The 8,054-nt window shown below is 29.5% G+C and carries 9 protein-coding genes; 2 read left to right on the top strand and 7 right to left on the bottom strand.

The features are described 5' to 3' along the window. Positions 1 to 73: 73 nt before the first annotated feature. On the top strand, positions 74 to 439 hold the full coding sequence (locus tag CXF67_RS03100; RefSeq protein WP_102087417.1) for a hypothetical protein: 366 nt from the start codon (positions 74 to 76) through the stop codon (positions 437 to 439). 300 nt (positions 440 to 739) lie between these two features. After that, entirely contained in the window at positions 740 to 1,423 is a 684-nt protein-coding gene (locus tag CXF67_RS03095; protein WP_102087416.1) for a hypothetical protein, read from the top strand. A gap of 217 nt (positions 1,424 to 1,640) precedes the next feature. On the opposite strand, the gene CXF67_RS03090 is transcribed toward CXF67_RS03095, so the two are convergent. From CXF67_RS03090 to CXF67_RS03060, 7 genes are all read right to left on the bottom strand, one after another. Next, on the bottom strand, positions 1,641 to 1,823 hold the full coding sequence (locus CXF67_RS03090) for a hypothetical protein (protein WP_102087415.1): 183 nt from the start codon (positions 1,821 to 1,823) through the stop codon (positions 1,641 to 1,643). A 1,320-nt stretch (positions 1,824 to 3,143) separates the two neighbouring features. Next, positions 3,144 to 3,995, bottom strand: coding sequence for a DUF6371 domain-containing protein (locus tag CXF67_RS03085; RefSeq protein ID WP_102087414.1), 852 nt, complete (start codon positions 3,993 to 3,995; stop codon positions 3,144 to 3,146). Positions 3,996 to 4,060: 65 nt separating this feature from the next. Next, a complete protein-coding gene (locus CXF67_RS03080) occupies positions 4,061 to 4,249 on the bottom strand; it encodes a hypothetical protein (RefSeq protein ID WP_102087413.1) in 189 nt (62 codons plus the stop codon). Beyond that, entirely contained in the window at positions 4,250 to 5,284 is a 1,035-nt protein-coding gene (locus tag CXF67_RS03075) for an AAA family ATPase (protein ID WP_102087412.1), read from the bottom strand. Between the two features lie 60 nt (positions 5,285 to 5,344). Further along, a complete protein-coding gene (locus tag CXF67_RS03070) occupies positions 5,345 to 5,548 on the bottom strand; it encodes a hypothetical protein (protein ID WP_102087411.1) in 204 nt (67 codons plus the stop codon). 212 nt (positions 5,549 to 5,760) lie between these two features. Further along, positions 5,761 to 6,717, bottom strand: coding sequence for a hypothetical protein (locus CXF67_RS03065; protein WP_102087410.1), 957 nt, complete (start codon positions 6,715 to 6,717; stop codon positions 5,761 to 5,763). Further along, positions 6,707 to 8,054, bottom strand: a 1,348-nt coding sequence (locus CXF67_RS03060) for a tyrosine-type recombinase/integrase (protein WP_257984569.1), incomplete at its 5' end; no start/stop codon positions are given. The genes CXF67_RS03065 and CXF67_RS03060, both read right to left, overlap by 11 nt.

Genomic DNA, 8,054 nt, shown 5'->3' with positions numbered 1-8,054 from the left:
AATATATTCAATAATTCTATAGAATTACGCGAGCATATTTTTTTGATTTACAAACATTAAATACCAATTTAATATGAAATATAAAAATCAAGGACACAAAGTTAAATCACATCAATTAAGCGGAGTGTGGATTAATGAACCAGATATTATGTTTACTGAATTTGTTGATGCATCCATCAGCAAAAACGAGTCAATATTTAGACATCAGTTTGACGATAGTAGTAAGCCGACAACATTTTTTGACATCTGTTACGTATCAGATAAACTAGAAATTACACCTGAAAGATTGACTCAAGCAATTTTTAAAGATGAAATAGAAGTTCAGCTTAATTTTGCTCAAGACAAACCACCATTCATCACAATTCACTATCGGTTTATTGTCGACGGGCGTTTTGCTGTTTTTCACGTTGATGAACTTCCGAATATTCTCCCAAACTGACAAAACCGAAAATTACTTTTTTTGGGTTTATAGTTACTTTATTAAGAATTGACCGAGCAATGTCTGAATCTAAATTATGCCATTTAATAATTTTCATAATAACAATTTGCTAACAATGCATAAAATTAAGCTGGCATTGATGGTCTTTTGGACCGCTTTTAACTCTTAATTAATCTATTAATGGCGGACAGTTTCGAGCCATTAAAAGCCCGACTAATCTCATACTAACCGTTATCGATAATTAGAGACAAAATTCATAAACTTTAGCCCAAATAAACTTTAACTTTTAGGGAATGTTAAGTGATAAAATTAAAATATGAAAAGAAATATGATATTAAACCTTGCAATTACATCATTATCATTAATTTTTTAGTTGTGTTCGGAATAAGATGTCTTAATGACATTGGATTAAGAAGCTCACCGAAGTTCAATTTTCTGTTTTGGGAATGGAGCAAAGACGATGATAAAAGTAAAGAACAAATTAAAGCATTAAATATTGAACTAAGAGCCGTTTACGTAAAAGGAGAAATAGTCATCGGGCTGATGTTAATGCTGGATAGAAAACATATAGATAAAATAAGTGATTTAACTTTAATCTATAAGATGCCAATCCATGAAACTAAATCGGGTTTAAAAATGACATTGTTTAACCAAGAAGGTTTTATCTATAGCAATAAATCAATTTTTTATCCATTGTCTGCAGATAAAGATATTGAGTTAGAAATGGAGTTTGATTTGAAAAATGCTATGATGGCACCACATATTGATAAAGATAAATTCCGCAACAATTACATAGAACGTCGCAATAAAGAGGGAATGTTAATTGCAACTTGGAGAGATGTTTATGATGTAAGACAAACAAAAAAATGGAAGTATTCAAAATATTTAGAACTTATTGAATCTTATAAGAAAAATAACGGATTCTTGTTAAATGGAAATTCGTTTGTTTGTAACAAAACTCTACCACCAATGGCAGCCGATTAACGAGAAGAAAGTAAATGAACTTAGAATAAAATAACTACTGCCAATAACTAAGCATATGGCGCGCCGATAGGCTAGCGCTATATACCTTGAACACCATATAAAATTAATTGCTTGGTTCTAGACTATTTACGAAAGTCCTCGCGGACTTTCTATTTGTGATTTATTTGCTAACTTTAATGCTTGAAACACGCTAGCGTTAATTAGTCACCACACCCTTTTATACTTCCAATATCCTTTCCTTTATTGCAAAAGCGATAGTCCTTCCCCAAGTTCCCTTTGGCTCTGATTTAGCATAATGTTCTAATGCCCAGAAAATCACATCTTCTACTTTTTCAGGATGTGCTTGATCATTTAATTCGTTTAACAAAATTTCTTTTGAAGTAATCATTTTTTTTGACATCTTATTTATTTTTCTAAGTGGTTTTTAATTAAGTCAGCCCTATTTGTAAAAGCCTGTCTTAATTTTATATCAGCAATGTTATTCTACTACAAAAACTCAATAAGTTTGATAAGCGCATAAATGATGATGTCTATCAAAAGGATAATGTTGTAAGGCCTAAATGAATTTTCCATAATTTAAAGCTATTTTACATTTACCATTAAATTGCAATGTGCTTAAATTAGGTTACAACTATTGCAGTTTCTACCTATTAAAGGTGCTTCTATAATATCATCACTACCGCAAATATTGCAAACCTTGTAAGCAATATAATGATTTGCTAACATTGGATAAAATTTATGCGTTTGTAAGTTCTTGTTTTTCTTTGAATTGATTTTCAAATTTTTGTTTACCAATTGCAGAGATGGCAGGACCTACGGAATCGAAGCCAATAGACTTGACGAGCTTATTATATAATTGAATAAGGATTGTTTTTAATATTTAGTAAACCTAAAATGTTAATTAAATGAATGATTAATCAACATTTTTTGAGTGTTGATTTATAAACCTTATTTTTTTTAAATATTCATAAAATTAAATTAATTTTATTAGCTAAACCTATAGATTGCTGGAGCTAGATCTTGTGTGGAGAACTTTGTGGATAACTATGCAACTTTTTAAACGTTTAGCATATAAGTAATAGCTAAATTTAATTTCTTAAAAGTAGCAAACAAAAAAGCCAAAGTGAGGGACTTTGACTTTTTCTGTAATACTAATTCCCTAAATAAAAAATAATGATAGAAATAGCAATTATTACTGTATCATTAACTTTTTTGATAAGAGAGCTTAGACTTTTCTTTAAAAAATAAAGTTATTCCAAACCTGTCTGTTGTACCAGACAGGTTTTTAGTTAATCAAATATATAAGTATATGTATATAAAAGCAATTAAATTAAGCTTTTCTTTTTTACAACATTAAATATATTCAATAATTCTATAGAATTACGTGAGCATATTTTTTTAATTTTAAGCAATAAAACGAAACGCTAACAAAGTTTAAAATTCATTCCGTAAAAACTCCACGAAATTTTACACATATGTTGGGTGCAATTTAAAAACGAACGGTTGAATTCAATAACTTAACGCAACAAATCTAAATTTATAGATTTGTTACAATGGAAGATAAAAAACACAGACGACTTACCTTAAAAGAGAGGGTTCAAATAGAGACTCTTTTGCAACAAAATAAGACCAAAGCTTACGTCTCAAATCTGATTTTAGTGAATTAATTTCTTAATACAGAATGTTGACGTATTTCAATTAAATAACTGTATTACATAATTCAAATCATAAAATCAACCAAATCGGCCCCTTGCTCTACATCTGTGATTTCAAGTAAATCACTGCAATGAATATTGAAACCCTTTTTATTTAATAAACTAGCGGTTTTATTCCAAGCTTGGTATTCAGTTTTATCGGGATAAGCAATTATATTATATTCTTTAACTGGGTTAAGCATACTTTCCTTAAAACATGTTTTACTTCCTGTTGCTAACCACATAAAACCAGGTAACTTAAGACTCATAATAATAGCTGTCTTTTCTGACTCTACTACGCAAATTGTATCACCTTTTGTGATACTAGATGTATTACACAAACCAAATAAACATTGATTCAAATTAAAATCATTCATTTTCAGCTGTTTATGAATCCAACTGATGTGATTAAACGGCTTTTTAACCCGTTTGCCTGTAATACAATCGTAATTCATAATCTTCCCACCTCTTATATTATTTGATTCATCTATTTGCCAAAATATAGTTGCACCATCCCAGTAATTTGTTGAACCAATAACATATTTACTGAGCGCTCGATAAACATCCTCATTATCAAACTGATTTAAGAGGTAGTTTATAAAGTTGTTTTGATACCTATTGTGTTTAAAATGAGATAGTAATTTTTTATCATGGTATGAAGGATCTCTAACATTTAAGGGAGTATTCGAATTTGAGACAATTACTTCACTATCATTTGGCTTTTTAAAATACCCGCACTTACACTCCCTGTCGCATCTTCCATCTGTTTCGTTCAGATAGTGATTTGTTTCATTATCTATAAATTTCACAAATGTTTTTTTCTGGCAACTTGGACATTTAAACTTCTTGCTTGATTTGTCTAATCTGAATTTGTACATTTTTGAATTGTAAAATTTACTCGTACCATTCGTACTTATATTTGAGTACGAATGGTACGATTGGACTATGCCTTTTGAATGTAATTTTCTAACAGATACTTTAGTGCATCTTTTTCAGTAAAATCGGGTAAAGAATTTTTCTTTTTGGGTAGCTTACTCTTTTTAATAGTATCTTTTCTGAGCATATCAGACAGCTTAATAAACTCTTCCTTAGAAAGAGCTTTAGCGATCGTATATACATCAGAAGCAAGCATTTATATACCTAATTTTTTTCTTCTTTTCCTTATTCCAGCTTCGCTTAAACCAAGTCTTTTGCCAATTTCCACATTAGTCAAACCTTCTGAAATTAATTGCTTCATTTGCTCATCTCTTTCATCTAAATCCGAGGTATCATAAGTTTTAAGATGTTTTCTCTCCTCATCATAACTTATAAATTGAAACCCTAAAAAATTTGTCGTCTTTTCTATGCTGCACAGTATTATGTTTTCAGAGTGATACAAATGCTCTGTATTACGTTGCTTAATTTGTTTGATATATTTATAAGAATAGTCTTGAGAACTTGTCCCTATTACAAACGAACTATCGCAGAAATTCATTAACATTTTACTTCCTGCTAAATGATCTTTCGTTAAAGGTTTACTTTCATCTCGTTTTGGAGTATGAGCAAGAACAAGGATGGATAAGTTTAATTTCTTTGATAATTTTTTAAGCGTTTTCATCAAAACCAAAGCATCTTTAGCTTTTTCATTTTCACTACTTAAAAAAGTGAGATTATCAATAATTAAAACAGACACATTATATTTTTTGACTGTATCCTCCAAAGTGTTGCATAAGTAATCTTCAACTCCTTTATAATTTTTCGGGATGTCAAGCTCAGTATCTATCTCAGCTCTTAAAAAATTAGAACTAAATTGATGATGATTGTGATAGTCCTCTGAATATCGATTTTCAAATTGCTTGTCGGATAATTCAAAATCCATATAAAGAACCCTCTGAGGTTTACTTTCTAGCTTAAATCCTGATACTGGCATTCCTCTGCTGATACTTTCCCCGATCTGAACAGCTAAAACAGATTTACCATTATTGGTATCAGAGAATAAAATACAAACTTCGTTTTCGTACCAAAGCTCACTAAAGAGCATATTAGGTATAGGCCTGTTTTTAGCATCCTCAATCCATAAGTTGGCTTTTTTGACAATAAGACACCCAGACTTAAATTTATTATTTTCAAGCTTCTCTTTATTCTTAGATAGATCTTCGGCTATGAGATCGATTTTGTTTTTTAGCATACTGAGACTTTTAGTAGTGATGTTTTTTAGTTTTTAATCAATGCTTAACGGTACATAGAGCTAAAAATCATCCATATCTAAGTATATAACTTCAAAATCATGTTTGTCCCATTTAGGTTTGGACTCCTTATAATCATGGTCCTCTAAATAGTTTTCAATAATTTCTCTTAAAACAGTAGAAATTTTTTCATCTTTTTCTTCGGCTAGAACTTGAAGCTTTTCTTTTTGATTTTCGCTAATCCTAAAATTGATTGTAGTCAACATGATTTTTCTTTTTTAAATTATTTATAAAATAAAACTTATTAAAAAAGTATGTTGAGTTTAGACAAACAGGTAACTCCCTAATTAATAAGATTTAACTAGGGTAAAAATGAAGAAAAGCTGTTTGTTTTAGTGTGTAATAATTTGGGTATTCTCTAGGTATTTTTGGGTATTTTCAAGTGATTTTAGGTAATTAATTGAAAAAGGTCATTTTTTCAATTAAACTCTTTCCATTTATGTTGAATAAGCTTCATTCTAAGCTCGTGTTCATTGTTATTCGGATCACTTAATTGTATTTTACTTATATTAAGATCAAAATAGTTATTAACAATCTCTTTAAATAATGTAGCCTTAGGTATCTTAATTTTCAACTCTTTTTTAAAAGAGAAATATAGGCTTATAACGTAACCATAAAACTTATTTTCTTTGAAGCTTAATTGTTCTTCAATAAATTCGATTTGCTTTAAAGAATAAAATTGATCTGGATAGTTCTCATAAATCTGTATTGCGATACTTTTTGGAGTGAAGAAATCTTCATCCTCAATGTCAAACAACTTATTTAAGTAAATAAGAATAGATAGGTTGTATTCAAAACTAAATATATTCTGAATTACATCATCTGTTTCAAAAAGTTTTCGATCAAACTTCTCTTTTAGTCCTAATAAATAGTCTATAATGATAGGATGAAGTTTTCTAAGCTGATATATTAAGTCTTCTCTGGCATCAAACAGGGTTTTAAATCGTTTTTCAGGGACTATCTCATTATTAGCATTATATTCTAACCCAATTTGTCTGTCCCCTATTGCTCGTTTAAAATAGGCATCAAAATAGACTAATCCTTTTATCCTCTTTTTCTTGTCAGACAAAGTAAAAGTTTCATCTTCAAATTGGATTTTAAACTGTATTAAGTCAGTACCAATTCCACTGGCATAGTGTTTCAATAAAAACTCATATACCTCTTTGGCTAGTTCAGGTTTAAACTCATATTTAAGATTGTTATTAGATAAAGAAATAGTAGTTTCTGAGAAACCAAATTTATCAGTTTCAGTTAAGCCTGATGAACTATAAGTTTTAACCAATAAACCATGATCTAATAAGTATTGTATTTTTTCTTCTGAATCAAGCTTTTCTAAATCTTTTTGATTTAAACATCTAAAATATTTACTCCTCATTTTTTAAGTGTTTACTGTAGTCCTCTGGCAATACTGCATCTATATCTCTTAAGTATGCTTCTAAGGCTCTCATTGTGGTATGCCCAGTAATTAACTGTAACTTACTCTTTATTTCCATAGGTGTTTTTGTTTTAGCAAACTCTTTATAAAGTTTAGTGATAAATGTATGTCTAAAACTGTACAAGCCATAATCTATACCTAATCCAAAGTGATCTTTTACTTTTTTGAACTGTTTAGTAAAAAAGTCTCTCTTGTTTCCTTCTTTGGTTTCCCAAGCCTCACCAATTTTATCTGGTGTAAACAAATAATCATTTTTGTTCATTTTTGATAAATCAGGCAACTGTTCAATTAAAATATCAGGGATAATTTTAATTTTTACTAGTTTGTTCTTAGCTCTAACATAAACTTTTTTGTCGGTAACATCTATATCACCAACTTTTAGTCGGCATACTTCTATTGGGCGCAAATAATTATATGAAACAAATTGAACAAAAAGATATAACACATTATCATTAGCCTTTAAATACTCAAATATATTTTTTTGCTCTTTGGGTGTATACGTTTTATTACGTTCTGGTTTAGATTGTAATACATTGATTTCTCTCACAAAATTAGTTTGTATTACATCATTGTCAACTAGCGTTTGAAACAATGAGCCTAAATCTGTTCTTGTATTATTCCTGTTTTTTGGACTTGTTTTTTGTAATACAGTATTTAAATAACGTATTACAAGCTTTTTATCTATTGTAGTTATATCCTTTTTTAAGTCAATCTTTTCAGCTTTAAGCCATTCTTTGAAGCGATTTATTCTACTTTTAAATCTAACGTAAGAATTTTCATTGAGTACTTTTTCTTTAGTATTCAAACCTAACGTAACAGCCTCATCTATGCTGCATAAAACAGGTGCTGGTTCATCTTTCGATTCTTTTTCAACGACCTTGTTTACATTTTTTGACTTTTGAGATTTTTCCTTTGGATTAAGAATTTCATTTTCGATAAATTCTTCTAAGGAAGAGTTGTCTTTGTAAGGATTAAAACCTTCTGCTAATACATAAGCTAGGCTTTCTTGTAATTTTGATAGAATGTGATAACGGCTCTTTTTATCTTTATATTGGTTTGCTCCACCCTTAATATTGGTTTGCCTAGCTAATTTACCAGTTTTTGGATTTCTAAAGGAGTAATACACATACCATCTTTTAGATAAAGCTTCCTTTTTCTCTCTATTAGAAAGCTTAGACCAAGAATTAATGTCTACCCCACCTGTAAAGATTTTGGGTTCGGAATAATCTAGTTTCATATCAGAATCGTGTACTTTACCGTGTACTTTTTGTAAAAGA

Source organism: Psychroflexus sp. MES1-P1E (assembly GCF_002836055.1).
GTDB lineage: Bacteria > Bacteroidota > Bacteroidia > Flavobacteriales > Flavobacteriaceae > Psychroflexus.
The sequence above is the reverse complement of the archived record's forward strand: the minus strand, read 5'-3'. Positions and strand labels throughout refer to the sequence as shown.

Bases quoted from the DNA above. Each gene is read 5' to 3' on its own strand.
- CXF67_RS03100 (WP_102087417.1), top strand. From the start codon at position 74: ATGAAATATAAAAATCAAGGACACAAAGTTAAATCACATCAATTAAGC.
- CXF67_RS03090 (WP_102087415.1), bottom strand. From the start codon at position 1,823: ATGTCAAAAAAAATGATTACTTCAAAAGAAATTTTGTTAAACGAATTA.
- CXF67_RS03085 (WP_102087414.1), bottom strand. From the start codon at position 3,995: ATGTACAAATTCAGATTAGACAAATCAAGCAAGAAGTTTAAATGTCCA.
- CXF67_RS03080 (WP_102087413.1), bottom strand. From the start codon at position 4,249: ATGCTTGCTTCTGATGTATATACGATCGCTAAAGCTCTTTCTAAGGAA.
- CXF67_RS03075 (WP_102087412.1), bottom strand. From the start codon at position 5,284: ATGCTAAAAAACAAAATCGATCTCATAGCCGAAGATCTATCTAAGAAT.
- CXF67_RS03070 (WP_102087411.1), bottom strand. From the start codon at position 5,548: ATGTTGACTACAATCAATTTTAGGATTAGCGAAAATCAAAAAGAAAAG.
- CXF67_RS03065 (WP_102087410.1), bottom strand. From the start codon at position 6,717: ATGAGGAGTAAATATTTTAGATGTTTAAATCAAAAAGATTTAGAAAAG.